The sequence below is a fragment of the Bacillus sp. P4_D3 genome (assembly GCF_056401855.1).
In genome coordinates this window covers 1-519 of record NZ_JBFUIN010001353.1, presented here as the reverse complement: position 1 = coordinate 519, position 519 = coordinate 1, and the positions used below count along the sequence as shown (strand labels likewise).

Here is a 519-nt window from a genome sequence, read left to right as displayed (position 1 = left end):
GTTCTACATAAAGGCGAAGATTGGTGGGGATATATTAACACAAGTTATTACGTCGGCACATTAATTGGCGGGATATTAGCGTGGAAAATGAGTACATACATTCAAAACAATTTAATACGCTCCATGGCGATAGGCTCTCTTATGTTTAGTATTCTTACATTTTTATATGGTATGACAAGTAGCGGATTTATTGCGCTATTTCTTTGTGTTCTAATGGGACCATGCTATCAGATTAGAGATATTTCTCAAACGACAGTTTTACAATCAAGCGTCACTCCTTCTTTATYATCGAAGATGTATACAGCTCATGGTGCACTTCTCTCGACAGCTTCTGGTCTTTCTATGCTTAGCGTTGGAATTATTACTGATATGTTCGGCGTTCGTACTATTTATATTATCGCCGCTTTTCTTATTTTATGTTCTGCTTGTTTATCCTTTAACTTATTAAAATATCAGAAGACGGAGCAGAAAGATATTTCACTTTAATCAATAAAACAAGAAGGACAGGAATTCCTGTCC

Annotated in this window: 1 protein-coding gene; it reads left to right on the top strand. The window is 35.9% G+C overall.

Annotation, left to right across the window (positions count from 1 at the left end):
* Positions 1-486 (top strand): MFS transporter (locus AC1DTM_RS31290; protein ID WP_477001800.1); only part of this gene is annotated, 486 nt, incomplete at its 5' end.
* Positions 487-519: the final 33 nt, after the last annotated feature.